Annotated in this window: 24 protein-coding genes; 6 read left to right on the top strand and 18 right to left on the bottom strand. The window is 48.1% G+C overall.

Annotation, left to right across the window (positions count from 1 at the left end):
* Positions 1-99 precede the first annotated feature (99 nt).
* Both EAO38_RS01940 and EAO38_RS01935 read right to left on the bottom strand, forming a co-directional pair.
* On the bottom strand, positions 100-285 hold the full coding sequence (locus EAO38_RS01940; RefSeq protein ID WP_121020580.1) for a hypothetical protein: 186 nt from the start codon (positions 283-285) through the stop codon (positions 100-102).
* A gap of 111 nt (positions 286-396) precedes the next feature.
* Complete coding sequence (locus EAO38_RS01935; protein ID WP_235852470.1) at positions 397-1,533, bottom strand: phage head morphogenesis protein; 1,137 nt, start codon at positions 1,531-1,533, stop codon at positions 397-399.
* A gap of 141 nt (positions 1,534-1,674) precedes the next feature.
* Here EAO38_RS01935 and EAO38_RS01930 point away from each other — a divergent pair, with 141 nt between their 5' ends.
* Positions 1,675-1,851: a hypothetical protein gene (locus tag EAO38_RS01930; RefSeq protein WP_162982654.1), complete on the top strand. Its 177-nt coding sequence runs from the start codon at positions 1,675-1,677 to the stop codon at positions 1,849-1,851.
* Positions 1,852-1,853: 2 nt separating this feature from the next.
* On the opposite strand, the gene EAO38_RS01925 is transcribed toward EAO38_RS01930, so the two are convergent.
* From EAO38_RS01925 to groES, 4 genes are all read right to left on the bottom strand, one after another.
* Complete coding sequence (locus EAO38_RS01925) at positions 1,854-2,480, bottom strand: GIY-YIG nuclease family protein (protein ID WP_121020575.1); 627 nt, start codon at positions 2,478-2,480, stop codon at positions 1,854-1,856.
* 2 nt (positions 2,481-2,482) lie between these two features.
* Positions 2,483-3,394, bottom strand: a complete 912-nt coding sequence (locus tag EAO38_RS01920) for a DNA adenine methylase (protein ID WP_121020573.1) — start codon at positions 3,392-3,394, stop codon at positions 2,483-2,485.
* A 46-nt stretch (positions 3,395-3,440) separates the two neighbouring features.
* The gene (groL, locus tag EAO38_RS01915) at positions 3,441-5,087 is read right to left on the bottom strand and encodes a chaperonin GroEL (protein WP_104751599.1); all 1,647 of its coding nucleotides are present in this window, start codon (positions 5,085-5,087) and stop codon (positions 3,441-3,443) included.
* A 62-nt stretch (positions 5,088-5,149) separates the two neighbouring features.
* Positions 5,150-5,494 carry a co-chaperone GroES gene (groES, locus tag EAO38_RS01910; RefSeq protein ID WP_053941367.1) on the bottom strand — a complete coding sequence of 115 codons (345 nt, stop codon included), beginning with the start codon at positions 5,492-5,494 and terminating at the stop codon, positions 5,150-5,152.
* 201 nt (positions 5,495-5,695) lie between these two features.
* Between groES and dnaG the strand changes: the two genes are divergently transcribed.
* From dnaG to EAO38_RS01890, 4 genes are all read left to right on the top strand, one after another.
* Positions 5,696-7,366 carry a DNA primase gene (gene dnaG, locus EAO38_RS01905; protein WP_121020571.1) on the top strand — a complete coding sequence of 557 codons (1,671 nt, stop codon included), beginning with the start codon at positions 5,696-5,698 and terminating at the stop codon, positions 7,364-7,366.
* Positions 7,344-8,402 carry a 7-cyano-7-deazaguanine synthase gene (locus EAO38_RS01900; RefSeq protein ID WP_121020569.1) on the top strand — a complete coding sequence of 353 codons (1,059 nt, stop codon included), beginning with the start codon at positions 7,344-7,346 and terminating at the stop codon, positions 8,400-8,402. Before dnaG ends, EAO38_RS01900 begins: the two co-directional genes overlap by 23 nt.
* Positions 8,403-8,435: 33 nt before the next feature.
* Complete coding sequence (locus EAO38_RS01895) at positions 8,436-9,284, top strand: DUF5718 family protein (RefSeq protein ID WP_121020567.1); 849 nt, start codon at positions 8,436-8,438, stop codon at positions 9,282-9,284.
* A gap of 118 nt (positions 9,285-9,402) precedes the next feature.
* Positions 9,403-9,765 (top strand): serine protease, encoded by a 363-nt coding sequence (locus tag EAO38_RS01890; protein ID WP_121020565.1) that lies wholly within the window; start codon positions 9,403-9,405, stop codon positions 9,763-9,765.
* On the opposite strand, the gene selD is transcribed toward EAO38_RS01890, so the two are convergent.
* The 11 genes from selD to EAO38_RS01840 are packed head-to-tail and all read right to left on the bottom strand — an operon-like array spanning position 9,762 to position 19,228.
* Complete coding sequence (gene selD / locus EAO38_RS01885) at positions 9,762-10,517, bottom strand: selenide, water dikinase SelD (RefSeq protein ID WP_121020563.1); 756 nt, start codon at positions 10,515-10,517, stop codon at positions 9,762-9,764. The genes EAO38_RS01890 and selD overlap by 4 nt on opposite strands.
* Positions 10,405-10,722, bottom strand: a complete 318-nt coding sequence (locus EAO38_RS08845) for an AIR synthase related protein (RefSeq protein ID WP_162982652.1) — start codon at positions 10,720-10,722, stop codon at positions 10,405-10,407. Before EAO38_RS08845 ends, selD begins: the two co-directional genes overlap by 113 nt.
* Before the next feature lie 52 nt (positions 10,723-10,774).
* On the bottom strand, positions 10,775-11,287 hold the full coding sequence (cysE, locus tag EAO38_RS01880) for a serine O-acetyltransferase (RefSeq protein ID WP_120955667.1): 513 nt from the start codon (positions 11,285-11,287) through the stop codon (positions 10,775-10,777).
* Positions 11,268-12,191, bottom strand: a complete 924-nt coding sequence (gene cysK, locus EAO38_RS01875; RefSeq protein WP_121020561.1) for a cysteine synthase A — start codon at positions 12,189-12,191, stop codon at positions 11,268-11,270. The genes cysE and cysK overlap by 20 nt, the downstream gene beginning before the upstream one ends.
* Positions 12,192-12,204: 13 nt before the next feature.
* Positions 12,205-13,053, bottom strand: a complete 849-nt coding sequence (locus tag EAO38_RS01870; RefSeq protein ID WP_121020559.1) for an aldo/keto reductase — start codon at positions 13,051-13,053, stop codon at positions 12,205-12,207.
* A 47-nt stretch (positions 13,054-13,100) separates the two neighbouring features.
* Positions 13,101-14,240 (bottom strand): sigma-54-dependent transcriptional regulator, encoded by a 1,140-nt coding sequence (locus EAO38_RS01865; protein WP_104751748.1) that lies wholly within the window; start codon positions 14,238-14,240, stop codon positions 13,101-13,103.
* A 1-nt stretch (position 14,241) separates the two neighbouring features.
* A complete protein-coding gene (locus tag EAO38_RS01860; RefSeq protein ID WP_235852469.1) occupies positions 14,242-14,628 on the bottom strand; it encodes a hypothetical protein in 387 nt (128 codons plus the stop codon).
* 10 nt (positions 14,629-14,638) lie between these two features.
* Positions 14,639-17,092: a DNA gyrase subunit A gene (gyrA, locus tag EAO38_RS01855; protein ID WP_121020555.1), complete on the bottom strand. Its 2,454-nt coding sequence runs from the start codon at positions 17,090-17,092 to the stop codon at positions 14,639-14,641.
* Positions 17,068-17,406: a diacylglycerol kinase gene (locus EAO38_RS01850; RefSeq protein WP_104751745.1), complete on the bottom strand. Its 339-nt coding sequence runs from the start codon at positions 17,404-17,406 to the stop codon at positions 17,068-17,070. Before EAO38_RS01850 ends, gyrA begins: the two co-directional genes overlap by 25 nt.
* Positions 17,403-18,230: a hypothetical protein gene (locus EAO38_RS01845; RefSeq protein WP_235852468.1), complete on the bottom strand. Its 828-nt coding sequence runs from the start codon at positions 18,228-18,230 to the stop codon at positions 17,403-17,405. The genes EAO38_RS01850 and EAO38_RS01845 overlap by 4 nt, the downstream gene beginning before the upstream one ends.
* A 14-nt stretch (positions 18,231-18,244) precedes the next feature.
* Positions 18,245-19,228 (bottom strand): lipid A deacylase LpxR family protein, encoded by a 984-nt coding sequence (locus tag EAO38_RS01840; RefSeq protein WP_121020551.1) that lies wholly within the window; start codon positions 19,226-19,228, stop codon positions 18,245-18,247.
* 60 nt (positions 19,229-19,288) lie between these two features.
* Between EAO38_RS01840 and EAO38_RS01835 the strand changes: the two genes are divergently transcribed.
* Entirely contained in the window at positions 19,289-20,434 is a 1,146-nt protein-coding gene (locus tag EAO38_RS01835) for a pyridoxal phosphate-dependent aminotransferase (RefSeq protein WP_121020549.1), read from the top strand.
* Here the strand turns inward: EAO38_RS01835 and EAO38_RS01830 are convergent.
* A complete protein-coding gene (locus EAO38_RS01830) occupies positions 20,405-21,343 on the bottom strand; it encodes an ATPase, T2SS/T4P/T4SS family (protein WP_121020547.1) in 939 nt (312 codons plus the stop codon). The genes EAO38_RS01835 and EAO38_RS01830 overlap by 30 nt on opposite strands.
* Between the last annotated feature and the right edge of the window lie 109 nt (positions 21,344-21,452).

Here is a 21,452-nt window from a genome sequence, read left to right as displayed (position 1 = left end):
ACGCGCCTTCGCTGGTAGCTAGGATACTCACGGGGGTACCCCAAATGGGGGTCAGGCCCTGCTGGTCTTCTTAGGAAGTAATCCCCCGGGGTGGTACATCTATTCCCATTTAAAATTAGGGTTCCTGTAAAGAAATTTTTTATTGTCTAAATTGTCCTTGATATTCTTAAGGTCATTGCTCCACATTAAAGAACTTAACCAATTCTCTCCCTTTAAAATTTTGATAGCAATTTTATACCACCGCCCTAAGTTCACGCCAATTTTAACCTTTTCCAAAGGGCGCATGTCTTAGAATGACTCCCCTGCTTGATGGGGATAGACATATGTGCCTTAGAGGTCGCGAATGCGCATTTCGTGCTAGGTTGGGCGTGCCTAGCTACCTCCCTGCTGGCAGGGTCATAGCCCAAATTTGGGATCTTTATAAAGAATGTTTTCTTTGTTACCCAGATTTCGCTCTAATTTTTCTTTAGTGCTTGTCCACATTAAAGAACTTAACCAATTCTCTCCCTTTAAAATTTTGATAGCAATTTTATACCAACGCCCGAATTTCACGCCAATTGCCACATTAAACCCCTTATCTTTAGCTATCAATAAAGGTTCTTGCAAAATGTCTTGCGCCAAATAGTAATCAAATAAATCCGTATGCTTGTGCTTTTCTAAGTGGCTATTCATTTGCGCCCCTTGTAGCTTAATCAGCGGGGTGTGGGCCCCCACCACCTGCATAATCTCAGGCTTGAGGGTGGCAAAGTCTATAATCTGTTCGGGGCTCTTAGAGAGTTCTATCAACTTTTTAAAGCGCATTTTCTTGGCTTCACACACACGCACCACGCTTGCCAAACGCGCCATAGCTTCTTTATTCCCCGCGTACCTTTGCAATTTGGCGTTAAAAAAGTTGTGTAAGAATTTGTAGACATCGCTCTCAAAAGCGTTTTTCTCCTTAGCAGAGCGCACGCTAGGGGGAGGCGTGGGGGTGATTTGGTAATGCGTGTCATTGAGGCGGTTATAACGCTTTAACTCCTCTTTAGAGTGCATAGAAAGGCGGCATCTACAACCCCAATCTAGGGGCGGGGTGTGGGTTTTCCAAAAGGGATGCTTGCGGGGTAGACAAATGCTATCGTAAGCCAAATGCCGTGCCCGATCATCATGCCGGCTATGAAATACGAAGTACCACCCATCCCCATTGCTAGAGTCTGCAATGGGCGGAGCGTTTTCATAGCGTAACATCTTCCCACGCGTGTTGGCGTAGATGAGATTGTGCGTAAAAATGCGCTCAGTGCGTTTTTTATCTAATTGGGGGAGAAAATTAGGGTTAGCCTTGAGAAATTGGGCAAAGCTAAAGCCCTTGGCTAGGGCTTTCTCTAACGCGCTTTGGGTGGCCACCAGCTGATTGATCTTGCTCACCCCGCTAATGCTAAAGGCGCGCAGATACTCTTCAAACTTGAATTTAGCCCGGTCTTTAATGAGTTTAGGCGCGCGCGCCTGCAGGCTAGCCACAGCCTCTAAAAAGGGCATTAAAGGGCTCGTACGCGCCAAAGAGCCGCGCTTATAGATTCTAAATAGGGCATGAGGGGATTTTAGTACAATTAGTCAATCATGCCGCTTAATCTTAACCCCACACTCGCTAACGGCTTCAAAGCATACTGCTTAACCCCGGCTCGCGCGCAAAAAGAGCACTTGCATTGTGCTAAACCCCCCCCCCATGTTAAAACTCTCCTCTCCCCATTTCATCCCCCCACCATCTTCTATGAGATGATCAAAAACGCCCTACATAGCGAACGCTTGGAGGAGATCATCAAGGTGGGGCGTTATTTCCTGCGCTTTGATGCCCAAGTGAGTAAAGTGAGACAATGAAGTTAAACCCCATTTAGATTATCTATCTTGGGATCTTTGATCGCCCCTCTTTTAATTTTCTTCTTCCTCAGTTGGGCGTTTTGTAAAAGGCGGGCGTGGGTGTCTTTAGCCTCACTGGGCCAATCCTTGCCCTGCTCTTGGACATTCCACTCAGGGTAACACCCCATCACTTTTTGGTAATCTAATAGACACGCATTTTCTAAAAATTTATAGCTAAGAGAAGCGTCAGGCACTTCGTGTAGCCCTAATAAACCTTTAACATGCGCCTTAAAATTATCTTGATAAATCATGTAAAATTCTATCTTTTTGTCCGATAAAATGGTGTGGTAGAGAAAATACCAAATCCCAAAACTGCGGATGCTCGGTCTCCCTTTCACACCCCCATCTCTATAAATTTCTAAGGTGTTTTTAATCCCCCCTTGTGCTTGAGAGCCCCCGATCTTTTTAATCATCCCATCCACAACAATTAAATACACCCGGGCGATATTTTTAGTCAAAATGCTTTGGGGTAGGGGATTGTGGTCTTCATCTTTCAATTCTTTAAGATAATTGAAGTTAAGTTTTGTACTACCGGGCACAAACTCCACATCTGCGATTTTAAAGGCTGTTTTGACTTCTAAAATGCGCATTTTCACTCCTTAATAATTAAAAGTTCATGAGACTTTTTCACATACCCCACATCGCCCCGCTCAAGGCGGTTTTTGCCCATTCTGGTTTCTCCCTGCCCCATCGTGTATTGCCATGCCAATTCAACAATGTTAAAATCTTGATACGCCTCCCGTACAAAGGCGCAATCATTATAACTCAAAATAAAGGGTCCGGGGCGATTTTTAAGCATTTGGGCTAATTGCTCATGGGCAAAACCATTATGGTGTATGGGAAAATTGCGCATGGGATAAATCCCTTTAAACATCTTAGAATCTCCCTCTAAAAAGTAAGGTGGGTCTAAATAGGCAAAGTCATTAGGGTAGGCTAAAAGCACTTCCTTAAAGTCTGCACATTGCACGCTTAAAGTGGGGGCATCAAAGTTTTTTAACTTAGCTAGGGCATTGTGGTAGCGTTTTTCATCGGTATAAATCTTGCTCATCCAGCCCAAAAACCCGGGGCCATAACTCAAGTTGAAGTTAAAATAATAATCCCGCGCTAGAATGAGCGGGTCTAATACGCGCTCTTTTTGATAATGCGCTTTGAGCTCGGCTTTAATGGTGTTATAAGTGTCTTGCGTGGGTTTTAGTGCAAGCAGGGCTTCATAAAGACGCGCTTTATCTTTTAAGAGCACCTGCCAAAAATTCACCAAAATATCAAAAATGTCAAAAGCCAACACCTCTAAGCCCAGTTCTCTAGCACAGGCGATTTCCACACTCCCTCCGCCCATAAAAGGGCTAATAACCCTTGTGAGGCGAGCGGGCATGTGTTCTAAGATAAAGCCCACCGCCAAAGATTTACCCCCGCCATAGCGCAAAGGGCTTTTAGTGTAGCGTTTGTAGCGCAACTTTTGGGAACGCAGATTTTCTAAGAAAAGAGATTTTTTGACTGAATACATAGCAGAAATTCCCCCTCCTTGCCCCCTCCAAAAAGCAAAGGCAAGGCTACATCATACCGCCCATGCCACCCATACCGCCCATGCCACCCATATCAGGCATAGCCGGAGCTGGTTTGTCTTCTTTAACTTCGTGTACAGTGGCTTCTGTGGTTAAGAGCAGGCTAGAGACAGACACCGCATTTTGCAAAGCGATGCGCGCTACTTTGAGGGGGTCAATGATGCCCGCTTTAAACATATCCACATATTCGCCATTGCTCGCGTTGAAACCAAAATGGGCTTCTTTGTGCTTTTCTACCTCATTGACCACCACACCGCGATCGTAACCCGCATTGGCCGCAATTTGGGCTAGAGGAGCTTTAATGGCGCGTTTGATGATTTCATAGCCCACTTTTTCATCTTCGTGCAATTCTAAATGCACTTTTTGGGCGGCACGGATGAGAGCCGCGCCCCCACCAATCACAATGCCCTCTTCTACGGCGGCTTTGGTGGCAGAAAGCGCGTCATCTACGCGATCTTTCTTTTCTTTCATTTCCACTTCAGAAGCCGCACCCACTTTAATCACCGCCACGCCACCGCTGAGTTTGGCTAGGCGTTCTTGGAGCTTTTCTTTATCGTAATCGCTGGTGGTGGATTCAATTTGGGTTTTGATTTGGGCGATGCGATCTTTAACGGCATGCGCTTGACCCTTGCCATCCACGATGGTGGTGTTGTCTTTGTCAATCACAATGCGCGCCGCCACGCCTAGATCGCTCACATCGGCGTTTTCTAGGGTTTTGCCTAGCTCTTCAGAGATCACTTGCCCGCCTGTAAGGATTGCGATGTCTTTGAGCATTTCTTTACGGCGATCGCCAAAGCCGGGGGCTTTGACCGCTGCCACATTGAGTACACCCCTAAGTTTATTGACCACTAGAGTTGTGAGCGCTTCGCCCTCAATGTCTTCAGCGATGATCAAAAGGGGTTTGCCCTCTTTCATGGTGCGCTCCAACAAGGGCAAAATGTCTTTCATGCTAGAGATTTTCTTATCGGTGAGCAAAATGTAAGCGTTTTCTAGCTGGGTGGTCATTTTTTCGGCGTTGGTAACAAAGTAGGGAGAGAGATAGCCACGATCAAATTGCATGCCCTCAACCACATCTAGTTCGTCTTCAATTCCCTTAGCTTCTTCAACGGTGATCACGCCGTCTTTGCCCACTTTTTCCATTGCATCGGCGATTAATTTGCCGATTTTTTCATCGGAGTTAGCCGAAATGGTCGCAACTTGGGTGATTTCTTCTTTGCCGCCCACTTTTTTGCTAGATTTTTTCAGCTCGGCAATGATGGCTTCGCTGGCTTTATCCATCCCGCGTTTGACTTCAATAGGGTTAGCCCCAGCGGTAATGTTGCGCAAACCTTCTTTAAAAATGCTGTAAGCTAAAACGGTGGCGGTGGTGGTGCCATCCCCAGCCGCATCGGCAGTTTTGCTCGCCACTTCTTTAACCAGTTGCGCGCCCATGTTGGCTACAGGGCAGGCGAGCTCAATTTCTTTAGCCACGCTCACGCCATCTTTAGTAATGCTAGGCGCGCCATAGCTTTTTTGAATGAGCACATTGCGCCCGCGAGGTCCCATGGTAACCTTAACTGCGTCATTGAGTTGTTTCACGCCTTCAAAAAGTTTATTGCGTGCGTTGTCTGAAAATTTGATCTCTTTAGTTGCCATTGTTTGTCCTTTTTTTGTTGTATGAATGGGAGGGGCGCGCTAAAACGCCCCCAAAGTCTAGCTTAGTGGCTATGACAGCAGTCGCCCTCGTGTTTGTGATCGCCTTTTTTATGCCCGTGCTCATGCCCATGGCAGCAAGAATCCACCACGCCTAGCACATCCTCAAGCTCTAAAACCATAAATTCTTTCCCGCCTAGTACGATTTCTGTGCCTTTGTACTTGCCAAACGCCACCACATCGCCCTCTTTAAGGCATTTGCACCCTTCGCTGATTTTATGGCTGACGGCTTTGACCACGCCCATTTGGGGTTTTTCTTTGGCGTTGTCAGGGATGATAATCCCAGAAGCGGTTTTCTTTTCTTCTTCTAGTCTTTCAACTAGCACTCTTTCACCTAATGGTTTAAACATTGTATCTCCTTTAGCACAAAAATTAGCACTTAAAAATTTAAGTGCCAAATAATAACAAAAATTCTAGGATAAGTCAAGGCTTATTTTAAAATTAAAATATTTTACTTAACAAACTTTATATAAATAGACTAATATTATCTATAAAGTAGAGTATAAATAATCTTTTTTGACAAATAAGCCTATCTTGGCTACTATGCGCCCATGATCACCCAAGAATCTCTAGATCAACTCAAACAAGTCGCCGACATTGTGGCGGTGGTGCAAACCTACCTAGAACTCAAAAAAGCGGGGAATCTCTATGTGGCGATCTGCCCCTTTCATGATGAAAAGACCCCTAGTTTTACCCTCAACCCTGTGCGCAATAGCTTTAAGTGCTTTGGTTGTGGCAAGGCGGGCAATGCGATCACCTTTGTGATGGAGTATGAAAAACTAGACTTTGTAGAAGCGACCCAAAAACTCGCCAACATGTTTTCTGTTGCCCTAGAATACACCACCGCCCAACCCCAACCCGCCCAAGAGTTAGACCTCTTAGAAGAGATCACGCGTTGCTATCAAAATTTGTTAGAGCACCACAAAGAAGCCCAAGATTATTTAGCCAGCCGGGGCGTGCAGGCTAAAAGCATACAGGAGTTTCGCTTGGGCTTTTGCTTGGGTCCTAGGGTGTTAGAGTTTATCCAACGCCGCAGGTTAGACAAACAAGCCCTTTTAGACTTGGGAGTCTTGGGGCAAGATGAGAGGGGTAAAATCTATGCGCGTTTTTCTAATCGCCTCATCTTCCCCATCCACAACCCCAATGGTAAGATTGTGGGCTTTGGGGGGCGGGTGTTGCAAGAAAACTCCCAAATGGCTAAATACGTTAACTCCCCACAAAGTCGCCTCTTTAATAAATCTAAATTGCTCTATGGCTATTTTCAAGGGCGCCAACACATCGCTAAGAGTCAACAACTCATCTTGACAGAGGGGTATTTAGATGTGATCTTGCTCCATCAAGTGGGTTTTAATAATGCTGTTGCCACTCTAGGCACGGCTTTAACCGAACAACATTTACCCTTGCTAGAGCGCTTTGATCCGGATGTCATCTTGGGCTATGACGCAGATGAGGCGGGCAGGGTGGCAGCTTTTAAGGGCGCGCAGATGCTCGCGCTGGCCAATAGACGCGGGGGGGTAGTGTTTTTTGAAGAGGGGCTAGACCCCGCAGAAATGCTAGCCCAGGGCAAGAGCGCAGCGATGCGCGCGATCTTAGCCCATCCGATGCGCTTTGCCGAACATGTCCTGCGCGCCATGTGTGCGGACACACCTCTTCAAGACCCTCTAGCCAAACAGCAAACTCTCCAAGAGGCGCTGGCGTTTTTACACCGCTTGCCCTCTTTGCTACAAGAGCATTACCAAGCGATGTTAGCCCACCTTTTAGAAATCCCCATCGCATTGGTGCGCTTGCAACCCCCCCAAGAAACCCCCTTTTTGCCAACAGCCCCACAACACATGCTCACCCATGATAGAATAGAAGCTCTCCTACTCAAGTATCTTTTAAACGATGCGTCCTTGCTAGCGCGCGCGCGTCCCTTTTTAGAGGTAACCCTGTTTAAGACCTTGGCGCGCGAATTGCTAGCTTTGCTTGCAGGCAATCTAGACGATCCTAGATTAGTGGCCATTGGTTTGGATAACTCATTACCCATGCGTGAAAACGGGTTTAAGAGCGAATTCATCACCTTTCTTGAAACACGCTATCAAGAACAACAACGCCAGATTGAGAACCTATATCAGGATTTGGATCCGGTACAGCGCCTAGAAATCCTCACGGATTTGCGCGCCAAGATCATGCAATTACACCAAAGAAAAGGAGACTATTATGAAAGCCTTAGCCTTATTTAGTGGGGGGTTGGATAGCTTGTTATCCATGCACCTTGTGGCTTCACAGGACATTGAGGTGATCGCCTTGCATTTTAATATCGGCTTTGGGGGCAATAAGGACAAGAGAGAGTATTTGCAAAAAGCCAGTGCGCAAGTGGGGGCGCAAATCCTCTTTTGTGATATTCAAGAGCAGTTTTTTAATGAGGTGCTCTTTAGGCCCAAATATGGCTATGGCAAGTATTTTAATCCCTGCATTGATTGCCATGCCAATATGTTCAGGCAGGCTTTTTACAAACTCTTAGAGTTACAGGCAGATTTTGTGATCAGTGGAGAGGTGCTAGGGCAACGCCCTAAGAGTCAACGCAGGGAGGCAATGGATCAAGTCAAAAAATTGGTGCGCGCCTTTGGGCAAGAAAGTTGCTTTGATAGCTTGCTGGATCGTCAGGGCAATAACCCCAATAAACCCCAATTTTTAGATCAACTCTTGCTAAGGCCTATGAGCGCGCAACTCTTAGAGCCTAGCTTTATGGAAAAGCAGAGTTGGGTGGATCGCACGCGGTTGTGGGATGTGCAGGGGCGTAGCCGTGTGCGCCAACTAGCCAAGATCAAAGAGCTAGGCTTAGAGCATTATGAAAACCCTAGCGGAGGGTGTTTGCTCACAGATTTAAGTGTGAGTCAAAAATTGAAAGATTTACAAGCCCACCGTCAAAGCACCCAACAAACAATGGTGGTACAAGACAATGTGATCGTAAAGGTGGGGCGTTACATGGTGGTGGGAGGGGCGCGCTGTGTGGTGGCGCGCAACGAGTTAGAAAATGTCAAGCTAGATATGGAGCACCCTCTGATGGATCGCATTGAATTGCTAGATTGCAAAGGGCCTTTAGGGCTTGTTGAAAAGCATGCCAGCGCGCAAGAAAAGAGTTTGGCCGCCCAAATTGTGCTAGGGTATGCCAAGAGTCAGCCCGACATGTTTTATCGCGTACAAGTGGGCGATGTACTGTTGCGCTTAAGCCCTATGCACAAAGAAGAGGCGCGAAAATATCTCTTCATGGGCTGAGAGTGTGTATAATGGCGCGGTGAGGAGTTAGAGATGGAAAAGTTTATCGGATTAGGGGTTGTGGGTAATTTTGCCAGACATTTAGAACAGGCAGGTGAAAGCCACACTTTTATCAATATGAAGCACATTGAGAAAGACGCGCCTAAGGGGTTGTTCCCCTTTTACCTCCCCCATGATGATGGGTATTTGGGGCGTTATTGCATTGACAACCATTACATTATTTTGCCCCCGGAAATGGCCAATTTGCATGTGCAAGCCGAGCCAGAGATCGCCCTAGAGTGCGAGATTATCTATGATAAAGAGGGGTATGTAGAGAGCGTGGTGCCCAACTACTTTATGGCCTTTAACGACACTTCTGTGCGCAATTTAGACACCAAGAGACTCTCTAAGAAAAAGAACTTTTCTAAGGGGTCTAAGGGCATGGGTGAGAAATTGCTCATCGATCGCTTTGTTTATGGGGGAGTGTGCAATGATTATTCCATCGCTTCATTTCTAACTAGAGAGGGCCAAACTCATGTCTATGGGGAAAATTCTAAATTAGTCAAATACGAGTATTTCTACGACAAACTTTTAGGTTGGATTGTAGAAATGCTCAATACCCAGAAAGATACCGGGAGTTTAGAGGACTTGCGGCAGGTCTTGAAAGCACAACACTTGGTCTCCAAGTGCATCATCACCATCGGGGCCACGCCCTACATGCCCTTTGCTCAAGAAAACTTCTTACAAAAGGGAGATTGCATCACCATTATCGCTTACAACCATCGCCGTTATAATTTTGATAAAATCTTTGAAGTGGTCTCCAAACAGCAGCTAGGAAAAACCCGCCTCAAGGCGATTTCCTATATCCAGCAGGAAGTGGTCATAGAGGGTGATCCTGTCTAGTTTCTTGCCAAATTATTTTTAAGCACAATAATAATACTCTTTTAAGATTCTTATTAAGGGGGTTTTAAATCATTTTTTATTAGAAATAAGACTAAATTTTATAACTAGAGGCCAGACTATGAAAACCAAGGAAAGTTCAGACCTCCAACAAGAATTTAATAAACTCAAGCAGGAGTATTGGCAGCAGGAGACCATTTATGCAATCTATCTTAGGGAGAGCAAGCGCAATCTCTATGGCTGTAAAGACATCGCTACCCGCCATCAGTTTTTTGTTGAGCGCATGCAAGCCTATAAACCCCTCAACGATGTCTATTTGCGCTTGCGCGCCTTTTCTAAATGCCATAAAATCCCCATGCACCAAATTCGCGAGTCCTTTGAAAAGTTTCGCCGCACTTACAACAACACTTTGACCTCTATCAGGCGTTATGAAGTGAAAATCCAAAAAATCAAGGAGGGCAAATCCCCCTCTGATTGGGACTAAAAAAGCTTGATTCTAGGCTCTCTTTTGCAAACACAAGTGCCAACCCAAGTGGCTTCAACGCCCAAATCTCTCAAAGCTCTTAGGCACTCTTGCGCCTCTTTAGCCCCCAAAGCCACTAACAACCCCCCAGAAGTCTGCGCGTCATAAAAGAGTATATCGGGGAGTTCGCTTTGGTTGCACACGCGCGCCTGCAGGGCTTTTTTGTTTGCCACACTCCCCCCCGGGTACACCCCCTGTTTGGCTAGCTCTAAAGCTCCCTCTAAAAGGGGGATTGCGCCCGTGTTGATCTCTATGGAGATGGCAGGGTTGAGCATTTCGCACAAATGCCCCACGAGCCCAAAACCCGTTACATCCGTGCAGGCATGCACGCTAAAATCTTGTAAGACTTGCATGGCCTTAAAATTCAAAGCCGCCATGCTCTCTATGGCTTGGGGCGCGCTTTCTAAGAGCTTGCGCTTTAAAGCGGTGGTGATGATCCCACTGCCTAAAGGCTTGCTTAAGAGGATCGCATCGCCCACCTGCGCCCCATCATTGCGCCATAGACTCTTTTCTACCACCCCGGTTACACTGAGCCCAAACTTCTGCTCCACATCGCTTAGGCTGTGCCCGCCCAAAAGAGGGCATGTACACTCACTCAGCTTATCTAAGCAGCCTTGCATGATCGCCTGCACGCTCTCCACACTTACATGCTCTTGATCCCATGCAAGGATACTCAGCGCGCTGATTGCGCGCCCCCCCCTTAGCAAAGACATCGCTTAAGGCATTAGCCGTAGCAATCTGCCCATAGATATAAGGGTCATCCACCACCGGAGGGATCACATCTACACTTTGCACCAACAAAGACCCCCCCACTTTTATCGCCCCGCAATCGTCCTTATGCCGAAAATCCAACACCACGCCGGGCAAGCAGGGCTGTTCGAGCTTGGCTGTGATTTGTTTGAGGTCCTCCAGACCCACCTTCGCCGCTCAACCCGCACAGCGCACAAATTGGGTTAATGCTTCTGCCAACTTACTCCTTTATAATCGTCTTGGCCTTTGTGCCCACCGCGGTAGCCCCACTGGGCAAATCTGAAACCACCACCGCATTAGCCCCGATCTTGACATCATCGCCGATCGTGATAGCCCCCAAGACCTTCGCCCCCGCTCCCACGACAACACGATCACCTAAGGTAGGGTGGCGTTTGCCCTTGAGCTTGCCCGTGCCCCCTAGAGTTACCCCGTGGTAAATGGTAACATCATCGCCAATTTCTGTGGTTTCTCCAATCACCACGCCCATGCCATGATCAATAAAAAGCCCGCGCCCAATTTTTGCCCCCGGGTGGATTTCTATCCCGGTGATAAAGCGCATCAGCTGTGAAAGCGCGCGGGCGATAAAGTAAAGCCGGCGCTTGTGCAAGGCATGGGCTAGGCGGTGGGCAAGCAGGGCATGGATCCCCGGATAGAGCAATAACACCTCCCATTTATTGCGCGCGGCCGGATCCTGTTGTAGGGCGCGCTCTAGGCTATAATCCAGATCCAGCATCATAGAGTCCGGTGGAGATGTATTTTTCTCCCCCATCGGGGGCAATAGCAAGCACAGACTTGCCCTGACCCAATTTGCGCGCCACCTGTAACCCGGCAAAAATCGCCGCTCCTGAAGAGATCCCCACCAAAATCCCCTCTTTTTCTCCAAAGAGTTTGGCACACTGCGCTGCCTCTTTTTCATCTACCGCGATCACTGCATCCACCACGCTTTGATCATAATTGGCCGGCACAAAGCCTACCCCGATGCCTTGAATCTTATGGGGACTATGCGTCCCCCCACTTAAAATGGGGGATTGGGCGGGTTCTACCGCGATGATTTTAGCCGGGTGGTTTTGTTCTTTAAACTTACGCCCCACGCCCGCAATCGTGCCCCCCGTGCCCACGCCCAACACCACAGCATCCACGCCGGGCAAATCCTTTAAAATCTCTTGGGCGGTGGTGTCATAGTGTTTTTGGGGATTGGCGGGGTTTTCAAATTGTTGGGGGATGAAATAGCCTGCTTGTTTACCAATTTCTAAAGCCCTATCAATGGCTCCCTTGGTGCCCTTAGAAGCCTCCGTTAGAATCAACTCTGCCCCATAAGCCTTGATGAGCTCGCGCCTCTCCACACTCATGCTCTCTGGCATGACAATGATGACTTTATAGCCCTTGAGCAAGCCCATGAGCGCTAGGGCGATCCCGGTATTGCCACTGGTGGGCTCAACAATGGTCATCCCTGCACACAGCCGCCCGTCTTGTTCTGCCTGCTCGATCATCCCCAAAGCCGCGCGATCCTTCACACTCCCCCCCGGGTTAAATTTCTCTAATTTGACAAAAAAATCTGCCGCCCCCTCCTCTAAAAGGTGATTTGTCTTTAAAATGGGGGTGTTGCCAATCAAGTTTAAGGCATTATTGTAAATCATGAGTCTGCCTTTCTTAAGAATTAAAAGGGATTTTTCTCAAATATTCTAGCCCCTCAGGTGTTCTGTGATCAAAAAACACGCTTTGGGCGGTGTCCATTGTGGCGATTTTGGCCAAATCCTCTTGATCCAAATGAAAATCAAAGATTTGGGCGTTTTGCGCGATCCGCTCCATCTTAGCCGACTTAAATAAAACCGATATGCCCCTTTGGGTGATCCAGCGCAAAATCACTTGGGCGACGCTTTTGTGGTATTTGTGGGCGATCTCTTGCAAAATGGGGTGTTTGAAAATGCCGTTCTTATCCTGTGCAAAGGGCGACCACGCTTGGGGCTGGACTTGGTGTGCTTGCATAAACTCCTGATCGTGTTGTCTTTGGAAAAAGGGATTAAGCTCAATTTGATTGACTGTGGGGGCGATCTCATTAAAGGCGATGAGATCGGCTAGGCGATCGGGGTAAAAATTGCTCACCCCAATGGCGCGGATTTTGCCCTCTTTGTATAGAGTTTCTAGGGCGCGGTAAGTCCCATAGTAGTCGTTAAAGGGCTGATGTACCAACACCAAATCCAAGTAATCTAAGCCCATTTTCTGTAAGGATTTTTCAACTGAAAGCTTCGCCCTTTGCTCCCCAGCGTTGCTAAACCAAACTTTGGTGGTGATGAACAATTCTTCACGGGGGACGCTTGCTTTATTGACCGCGCGCCCTAGTCCTGCCTCATTGCCATACATTTGCGCCGTGTCAAAAAGGCGGTATCCCTTGTCTATGGCTTCTAAGACAACACTCTTACATGCCTCATCGGGGATTTGAAACACCCCAAGACCTAGAATAGGCATTTTGACTTGGTTATTTAAGCTGACATACTCCATTAAGCACTCCTCAATTAAAGCCTACACTCTTAGCACAAAAAAGCTAACTAACTTCTTTCTAAAAACAGGTCTTTTTCGCTAATTTGTGCCCCCTCGCTTAAGATAGCCGCCCTCTCCACCACAGAGAGCAGTTCGCGGATATTGCCATGCCATGTGTAATTTAGCATGCACTCCTTAGCCTGATCGCTAAAACTCTTTGCCCCTAAATCATAGGCGCACAGCACTTCTTGTAACTTCCACTCTGCTAAGGGTAAAATCTCCTCCTTGCGTTCTCTTAGGGGGGGGATCTTCAGCGGGATGGTGTGCAGGCGAAAAAAGAGATCTTCTCTAAACTCTTTGGCGGCGATCTTCTCGTGGATATTGGTGTTGGTGGCGGCGATGAAGCGCACATCAATTTTAATAGGCTTGTGGCTACCAAGCCGCACGATCTCTTTTTCTTGGATCGCTCTTAAAAGCTTGCTTTGGAGTTTCAAGGGCATTTCGCTAATTTCATCTAAAAACACGCTCCCCTTGTGCGCGCTCTCAAACAGCCCCGCCTTGGCACTGGTCGCGTCCGTAAAAGCCCCCTTTTCATAGCCAAAGAGTTCTGATTCTAACAAATGCTCGGGGATGGCTGCCATGTTGATCGCCACAAAGGGCGCGTCTTTGCGCTTGGAGTGTTCATGAATAAAATGGGCAAAGACCTCCTTACCCACCCCACTAGGACCTTGTAAAAACACACTCGCATCGGTGGCAGCGGCTTTGAGCGCTTGTTTTTGCACCGCCTCTAGGGCGCACGATGTGGCGATGAAAAATTCTTTTTTACAAGCTTTATTCACAGGGTGGATTTTGTGAAACTCAAGCACCTTTTTACTGCGATAAATGGATTCTAAAAGCAATTCTGGCTTGAAGGGCTTTTGAAAAAAATCCTTCACGCCTAAGCGAATCGACTCGATGGCTTTATTGAGTGTGGCGTTACCCGTGATCACAATGGCTTCATAACGCCCCTCTAATTTGCGCAAAAACTCCAGCCCATCCATCTGGGGCATGTTGATGTCTGTGATGATGAGTTCAAAACTTGCATCTAGGGCTTTGAGCGCGTCTTTAGGGCTTTTAAAGGCGACCACTTCTAAATCTTCTTGATCGCTAAAAAAGAGTTCTAAACTCTTGCGCATGTTGATGTCATCTTCTACAATGGCAATTTTCATGCTATCTCCTTGTGTAAATTTCAAGCACTAACAAGCCCCCCTCTAAGGACACACTAGCGGGGGCGACCATGCGTAAAGTGGCGTTGTTTTGGTTTTGCATCGCCGTGTTAAACCCACTGCTTTCAATACGCACCTCCCCTTGATACAGACAATCCACCACTTGTTCTTGATAGCTTTTAAGCAAAATATCCAATAAAAAGGGTTCTTGTTTGGGGGGGAGTTTGGGCTCATTGACCGGGATTTCACATGTATAATGCGCCTTGCTGGCATGTTTTCTTAGCGCGCGCGCGATCCCAAAGGATTGGCGCTTGGCAACCCCATTATGCACCTGCATGGCATAAGAGATCACAAACTCCTGCGCGTGCAAAAACCCCACCAAGCATAACAAGCAGAGAGCTTTATTGCGCTTCTTCTTTAGGGCAGGTGCTCGCATAGACCACCTCATCACTTTGTACTTGCACCAACTTCACCCCGCTAGCGTTGCGCCCGGTTTCGCGGATCGTATCCATAGGCATGCGAATCATCTTCCCGCTTTTGGTGAGCAACATCAAATCCTGCCCCTCATCTACGCTCACAATCCCCACTAAATGCCCGGTTTTAGGGGTGATCTTCACTCCAATCAATCCCAAGCCCCCCCGCCCCTGTGGGCGATAAGCCCCGGCTAAAGTTTGCTTGCCTATGCCCTTAGAGCTCACACTCAAGAGTTTTTGCTCATCGCTTAAAATCACCCCTCCCCCGATCACCGCATCGCCCTCTCTTAAGCGCATGCCAATGACCCCCCTAGCCGCCCGCCCCATCTCGCGCACACTCTGCACGCTAAAGCGGATACACATCCCCTTAGAGCTTGCCATAAAGAGCTCCTGCACGCTTGAATCCATAATTTTAGCCGTAACCAGTGTGTCGTCTTCTTCAAGCACAATGGCGCGCACCCCCCCCCTAATGCGCCCAAACGCGCTCAGTTCGGTGCGCTTGACCATGCCTTTTTGGGTGAAAAAGACTAGGGATTTATCTGTATCAAAATCCTTAGTGGGGATGGTGGCTTTAATGCTCTCCCCGGGTTGCAAGTCTATCAAATTGACCAGCGCACGCCCGATCGCATTACGCCCCATCTCTGGGATTTTATAGACCTTGAGCCAATAGAGTTGCCCGGTGTTGGTGATGAACAAAATGATGTCATGGGTGTTGGCGATGAAAAAGGATTCGATGAAGTCGTCCTCATGGGTGTTGCCAGACATCTTGCCCTTGCCCCCGCGCCTTTGTTGTTCATAGACCTTTAAGGGGACGCGCTTGACATAACCCTTATGGCTGATGGTAACAACCATGTCTTCATGGGGGATTAAATCCTCAATGCCAATCCCCTCGTAGTCCTCTTCAATCTGGGTTTTACGCGGGGTGCTGAATTTCTCCTTAACCTCTAAAAGCTCCTCTTTAATGAGGGCGTTGAGTCTGTCTGCACTCTGCAAAATCCCCTCTAAAAGCGCGATTTTTTCTTGTAATTGGGCATGTTCTTGCTGGATTTTCTCTTGCTCTAATCCGGTGAGGCGTTGCAAGCGCATCTCTAAAATCGCCTTGCTTTGCTCCTCGCTTAAATGATGAGACTGCATGAGCAAGTCCTTAGCCCCCTGTGCGTCCGCACTCCCCTTAATGAGCGCGATCATCGCCTCGCTGTGTTGCAAGGCAACCTTGAGCCCCTCTAAGATATGCGCGCGCGCTTTGGCTTTTTCTAATTCGTGAATGGTGCGCCGAATCACCACGCTTTTACGATGTACTAAAAAGAGCTTGAGCAATTCTAAGAGATTGAAAATGCGCGGTTCTTTATTGTAGATGGCAAGTAAGATAATGCTAAAAGTGATCTCCATATTGCTAGACTTGTAGAGATGGTTTAAAACAATCTCAGAAAACGCATCTTTTTTGAGTTCAATCACCACGCGCACCCCCTCCCTATCGGATTCATCGCGCACTTCGGCAATGCCCTCTAGCACTTTATCCTTCGCTAGGGCGCTGATTTGCTCAACTAGCTTTGCCTTATTAACTTGATAGGGGATCTCCTCAATGATGATAGTCTCGCGGTTGTTGTGTTTTTCTACCCGACTTTTGGCGCGCACTTTGATACGCCCCCGCCCGGTGTTATACGCCTCTAAAATCCCCGCCTTGCCATAGACCACCCCCCCTGTGGGGAAGTCTGGTCCTTGCACAATGTCCATTAACTCTAGCAACTCCGCTTGAGGGTTGTCTAGCACATAGATCAGCGCGTCAATGATTTCATCGGGGCGATGGGGGGGGATGGAGGTCGCCATCCCCACGGCAATCCCGCTAGAGCCATTGATGAGCAAATTGGGCAAACGGCTGGGCAAAATATCGGGTTCTTTGAGGGTGCTATCGTAATTGGAGACAAAATCGATCGTGTCCTTATCCAAATCCCTCAAGAGTTCTTCACTGGGAGCTGCCATGCGCGCCTCAGTGTAGCGCATTGCCGCGGCGTTGTCTCCATCAACAGAGCCAAAATTGCCCTGCCCATCCACTAGAGGCAGACGCATAGAAAAATCCTGTGCCATGCGCACTAAGGCTTCATACACCGCGCTATCGCCATGGGGGTGGTATTTCCCAATCACATCCCCCACAATGCGCGCACTCTTCTTATAGGGCACTTTAGAGCCCAAGCCCAATTCGTGCATGGCATATAGAATACGCCGATGCACCGGCTTTAGCCCATCCCTAGCATCGGGCAAGGCGCGCCCTACAATCACGCTCATGGAGTAGTCTAAATAACTCTCTTGTAGGGACTCTTCAATGCGAATGTCTTCAATCTTGGGTTGCAAAACTCCTCCTAAAATACAAAATAAGCCCCCCATACGAGCGCAAAAAACACCAAAGCGATTAACTGGGCGGCACTGCCCATGTCCTTAGCCTTTTTGGCTAAGGGGTGCTCTTGTGTGCTGGTGAAATCCACCGCGTTTTCTAGCGCACTATTGAGTAATTCTACCACCACGCACAGCACCCCGGGCAAAACCAAGAGCACAAATTGCACAAAAGAATGCGCACACAAAAACGCCCCCACCAAGCCCCCCAATGCCAAGTACAACACCTGTCTAAAAGCGGGCTCGTCTTTAAAAGCCGCTCTCAAGCCGTCCTTAGAATAAAGCCATGCTTTTAAGATACGCTTCATGGGTGTACTTTTAGGCTCAAATGAGGAAGAAATTCCCATGGACTATTGAAGGCTTCTAGGGGCTTAAAGGCAGAATCCTTATTGCGCACAGTAAAGCCAAAATGATCGCTCTTATTGGTGGCAAAAGCGTTAAAGGTTTTGAGCAATTCTTGCGCATGGGTAACTTCTTCTTGCAAACCCGCGATCATCAAGCCCACAATCACCACCCCCTGAAACGATTTTTGCAATTGGGCTAGTGCTTTGTCATAGTCCTTAGGGTCTTTGAGATCGCCAGATTCTTGTAAGAAGGGCAAGAGCACGGCTTTAAAATTTTGGCTTTTCAGATCTATGTCTAGGGTCTCCACATGGGCTTGTAAGGATTTAAGATCATTAGTTTGCAAGAGAGCTTTGAGGTTGAGGGGTCTTTTAGGGTCTTTGAGGCGGGCGTCTAACCCCAATGCGTACTCCAACTCCCCGGGAGCCTTGCAATGGCTTTGGGTGAGCAGTGTTGCGTTCTCAAGCTGTAGGGTTATGGTACAATGCGCGCTTTTAGGAGCCCACCTCTTTGGTATTTTGATGTGCGCTAAATCCAGTTGAAACTCTAACCCATGCGATTTGACCTCACTCAATCGCACCACAATAGGGCCTAGATTGGGCTCTTTAACCCCCGCGCTCACACATTTAATATGTTTAAATCCCGAGCACTCAAAGGGGGCGGCGTGGATATGGGGGGCTAAATGATTCAAACTTTCTTGCAAGATCTTCTTGATGTCATGGCTGAGTTTCAAGCCCACGCCCAATAAGGCCATGGCCAACAACGCCCCCACAATCAAAAAGACGCGCAAAAATCTCTTCCCCATCAAAACGCGATATCCAATTCAATACTGCCAATATTGTGGTTGCGTGGCTGCGCCCTAAAGGTTTTGCTCATATCGATCGCGCTAAAGGAAAGTCTAATACCCTTGTAGGCAATAGCGATCCCAATTTCAGCATTATAGAGAAAATAGGGCAATGTGGTGATCCCCCTTGTAGCCGGGCTATTGCCCTGCACAAAGACATCTAGGGGCTGGAATTTCCCCGTGGCCCCAAAGAAAACATAGAGCGAAAACGCATCGCTGACAGGCATCCCCCCGCTAAAGCCCGTGTTGATCTTATTGGGCCCAAAATCCACGCTCAAATTATAGCCCAAGCGCAACATAGACCCTAGTTTAAAATCCGTGATCGCATTGCCCAAGTCCATGCCCACCCCAGCCAACACATCTACATCAAAGAAACGGGTGTTGTACAAGGGGACTTTTTGCCACCATGCGTAATGGAATTCAAAAATAAATTCATTGATAATTTGGCTCGCCCAGCCTAAAAATTTGGGGTCATGCCCCCAAGTGTGGATCAAATCTTGGGTTTTGCCCGCTAGAGCGCCCGGCCCCACTGTGCCCATCGAGATAGCCAAACTCTCTAGAGTGTGTTCACTTCTTTGTAAAATCCCTAATTGCGCGCGCAACCAACCTCCATAGAGGTGATCGCCCCTTACTGGGGTGGTGAGGGCGCGGTGGGCCAGGGTGGGGGTGAACATGCTTTGGGTGAGATAAAGGGTAAATCGGGTTACTTTGGGTTTTTTGATCTGCAAGCTCAGATAGTCCATCCAAGCCATCTTAGAATGGCTAAAATCGTACTCTTTGCTCGCCCAACCGATGCGTGTCCCGGCTGTGTAGTAGCGATCAATATAGGGATTAATATAGCCATCGTTTTCACTGAGCAAATCAATGTACTGCTTTTTATGGGGGCTAAGAGAAACCGCACTCAAACTAGACAATAGCAAAAGCAAGGGGGGCAAGCAACGCATGAACCCTATTATAGCAAAATTTCATGCTAACATGCCAGCTAGCTTAACACAAGGATCGCCATGTATTCCCCCCAAATCACCCAAATTCAAGAATCGAGCACCATTGCCATCACCACTCTAGCCCAAGAGCTCAAAAGCCAAGGCAAGGACATTTTGAGTTTTAGCGCCGGGGAGCCAGATTTTGACACCCCTCAGAGTATTAAGCAAGCCGCTATCCAAGCCATTCAAGAGGGGCGTAGCAAGTACACACCCATAAAGGGTATCCCTGAGCTGCTTAAAAGCGTGAGCGCGAAATTCCAACATGAAAACCAACTAGATTACCGCCCTGATGAGGTGATGCTTTGCAATGGGGCAAAACAATGCCTCTTTAATGTCTTTCAGGCATTACTCAATCCGGGCGATGAGGTGATTATCCCCACCCCATGCTGGGTTACTTACCCCGAGCTAGTGCGCTATAGCGGGGCAAAGCCCGTGTTTTTGCCCACCACCAAACAGAGCGCTTTTAAGATCACCCCTACCCAACTTCAAGAAGCTCTAACCCCCAAGAGTAAGATCGTAGTGCTCACCAGCCCCTCTAACCCTACGGGCATGGTGTACTCTAAAGAAGAGCTAGAAGCCCTAGCCCCCGTGATCGCCACTTCTAACGCCTTTGTATTGAGCGATGAAATTTATGAAAAACTGGTTTATGAGGGGAGTTTCTACGCCTTTGGGGCGTTGCCGGGCATGTTGGAGCGCACCATTACTATTAATGGGCTTTCTAAAGCCTTTAGCATGACCGGCTGGCGGGTGGGCTTTTTGGGCACGAAGGATAAAACCCTGCTCAAACACATGGTTGCTTTGCAAAGCCATAGCACTTCTAATATTAATTCTATTGCCCAATACGCCGCGCTCAAAGCCCTTAGTGGAGTGGCTAAGGACGATGTGGAGCGCATGCGCCTAGCCTTTAAGCAACGCCGCGATGTGGCTTATGCGGGGGTTAACGCCATTAAGGGACTGAGTTGCTTGAAACCCCAAGGGGCGTTTTATTTGTGGATCAAAATCCCAAGTACAAGCTTAGAATTTTGCCAAAAACTACTAGAGAGTCAGGGGGTTGCGCTGGTGCCCGGGGTTGCTTTTGAGATGGAGGGTTTTGTGCGCATGTCCTATGCGTGCTCCCTAGAACAGATCCAAAGCGGGCTAGAGAGATTGGCTCGATTCTGCGCCTAAATCTTGAGCTAGAAGCGCCTCTTGAATCACATGGGCACCGCCCTGTTTGCCCACTTGGATCACCACATCGATCGCGCTTTTGACATAACGTTCCACCACATGGAAGGGTAGGCGCGCTCGACTCCCCATCTCCAAATTCAGCGCGATGGCTTCTAACACTTGATGAACGCTGTTAGCATGCAAGGTAGAGAGCATGCCCTTATGCCCCGTGTTACCCAAGCGTAAAAATAATAGCGTGTTGCGCGTGTCAATTTCGCCCACCATGAGGCGATCAGGGCGCATGCGCACGGCCATGTTCAACGCGTCTTCATAACGCAAGTTTTGCTCCCCCTTGCTCACCAACAACCCTACCGCGTTTTCAAACGCGCTTAAATCCAGCTCTTGGCTATCTTCCACGCTCACCAAACGGGTTTGTTTGGGGATACAGGCTAAAAGCGCGTTGAGCAGGCTAGTTTTCCCGCTGGCCGTGCCCCCACTAATGAGGATGTTATGCCCCCCCTGCACCCACTTTTGCAAATGCGCATAGCCATAGGCGCAGCGCGCGCCCAGAGCAAAACTCTTTAAAGAAAAGACTTGTGCGCTGGGTACGCGGATATTCAAACTGATTTGCTGGGTGGTGGTGATGCTAAAGTGGTTAGCACTCACCCGGCAACGCGTGAAGGGTAAGGACGCGTAGAGCATGGGGTGGGCGGCATCAAAGGGCAAAGCATAGTAGCTAGCCAGTTGTTCGCAAAAGCGCAGTAAAAATTCTTTGCTCAAGGCAGGTTCTAGGATTTTGTCGCGGGTGTGATCGTCTCTATAAAGCCAAATCTCTTTTTCTTGATTGCTGACTAACTCGCTGATCCCACTTTGCAAATAGGGCGTAAATAGCGCGATTTGGGCTTGCAACACCCGGTGCGTGCTTAACATAAACCCTCCGCACTTTTTAAGAGTGTATTCTACAAGGTTTTGTAGAGTTTAGCAATGGTGGATCGCGCCTTGCTTGATCTCTTCGTTAGTGTTTTTTGTAGTATAATGG

The sequence above is a fragment of the Helicobacter vulpis genome, from assembly GCF_003660395.1.
Lineage (GTDB): Bacteria > Campylobacterota > Campylobacteria > Campylobacterales > Helicobacteraceae > Helicobacter > Helicobacter vulpis.
Note: the sequence above shows the minus strand (reverse complement) of the source record. Positions and strands in the feature narration are given on the sequence as shown.

What these genes read in the sequence shown, in the direction of transcription:
- EAO38_RS01940 (WP_121020580.1), bottom strand. Translation starts at nt 285, where the DNA reads ATGCGCCCTTTGGAAAAGGTTAAAATTGGCGTGAACTTAGGGCGGTGG.
- EAO38_RS01925 (WP_121020575.1), bottom strand. Translation starts at nt 2,480, where the DNA reads ATGCGCATTTTAGAAGTCAAAACAGCCTTTAAAATCGCAGATGTGGAG.
- EAO38_RS01920 (WP_121020573.1), bottom strand. Translation starts at nt 3,394, where the DNA reads ATGTATTCAGTCAAAAAATCTCTTTTCTTAGAAAATCTGCGTTCCCAA.
- groL (WP_104751599.1), bottom strand. Translation starts at nt 5,087, where the DNA reads ATGGCAACTAAAGAGATCAAATTTTCAGACAACGCACGCAATAAACTT.
- groES (WP_053941367.1), bottom strand. Translation starts at nt 5,494, where the DNA reads ATGTTTAAACCATTAGGTGAAAGAGTGCTAGTTGAAAGACTAGAAGAA.
- dnaG (WP_121020571.1), top strand. Translation starts at nt 5,696, where the DNA reads ATGATCACCCAAGAATCTCTAGATCAACTCAAACAAGTCGCCGACATT.
- EAO38_RS01900 (WP_121020569.1), top strand. Translation starts at nt 7,344, where the DNA reads ATGAAAGCCTTAGCCTTATTTAGTGGGGGGTTGGATAGCTTGTTATCC.
- EAO38_RS01895 (WP_121020567.1), top strand. Translation starts at nt 8,436, where the DNA reads ATGGAAAAGTTTATCGGATTAGGGGTTGTGGGTAATTTTGCCAGACAT.
- EAO38_RS01890 (WP_121020565.1), top strand. Translation starts at nt 9,403, where the DNA reads ATGAAAACCAAGGAAAGTTCAGACCTCCAACAAGAATTTAATAAACTC.
- selD (WP_121020563.1), bottom strand. Translation starts at nt 10,517, where the DNA reads ATGTCTTTGCTAAGGGGGGGGCGCGCAATCAGCGCGCTGAGTATCCTT.
- cysE (WP_120955667.1), bottom strand. Translation starts at nt 11,287, where the DNA reads ATGCTGGATCTGGATTATAGCCTAGAGCGCGCCCTACAACAGGATCCG.
- cysK (WP_121020561.1), bottom strand. Translation starts at nt 12,191, where the DNA reads ATGATTTACAATAATGCCTTAAACTTGATTGGCAACACCCCCATTTTA.
- EAO38_RS01870 (WP_121020559.1), bottom strand. Translation starts at nt 13,053, where the DNA reads ATGGAGTATGTCAGCTTAAATAACCAAGTCAAAATGCCTATTCTAGGT.
- EAO38_RS01865 (WP_104751748.1), bottom strand. Translation starts at nt 14,240, where the DNA reads ATGAAAATTGCCATTGTAGAAGATGACATCAACATGCGCAAGAGTTTA.
- gyrA (WP_121020555.1), bottom strand. Translation starts at nt 17,092, where the DNA reads ATGGGGGGCTTATTTTGTATTTTAGGAGGAGTTTTGCAACCCAAGATT.
- EAO38_RS01850 (WP_104751745.1), bottom strand. Translation starts at nt 17,406, where the DNA reads ATGAAGCGTATCTTAAAAGCATGGCTTTATTCTAAGGACGGCTTGAGA.
- EAO38_RS01840 (WP_121020551.1), bottom strand. Translation starts at nt 19,228, where the DNA reads ATGCGTTGCTTGCCCCCCTTGCTTTTGCTATTGTCTAGTTTGAGTGCG.
- EAO38_RS01835 (WP_121020549.1), top strand. Translation starts at nt 19,289, where the DNA reads ATGTATTCCCCCCAAATCACCCAAATTCAAGAATCGAGCACCATTGCC.
- EAO38_RS01830 (WP_121020547.1), bottom strand. Translation starts at nt 21,343, where the DNA reads ATGTTAAGCACGCACCGGGTGTTGCAAGCCCAAATCGCGCTATTTACG.